Below are 282 nucleotides of genomic sequence, written 5' to 3' on the forward strand. Positions count from 1 at the left end.
ACGGCGAAAGTTCTATGACGTGGCTCAAGCAACCGGGTCGCCCATTGCTGAAGAGGCCCTCCGCCGTATCGCCGACCTCTATGCAGTCGAGGCGGACGTCCGCGGAAAAGCCCCGGCATGGCGGCTTGCGGCACGCCGCAAAATGTCCGCTCCGCGTGTTGAAAATCTGCGTCTCTGGCTCGAAAGCCAGCTGGCGCAGGTGCCCGCCCGGAGCACGCTTGCTGACGCCATTCGATATACTCTGACACGCTGGAAAGGCCTCACCCGGTTCCTTGATGACGG

General features: G+C 62.8%; 1 protein-coding gene. It reads left to right on the plus strand.

The features are described from left to right. Positions 1-282: IS66 family transposase (locus HY30_RS03495; RefSeq protein WP_034737186.1), on the plus strand; the 282-nt coding region annotated here is incomplete at both ends.

The organism is Hyphomonas chukchiensis (genome assembly GCF_000682695.1).
GTDB lineage: Bacteria > Pseudomonadota > Alphaproteobacteria > Caulobacterales > Hyphomonadaceae > Hyphomonas > Hyphomonas chukchiensis.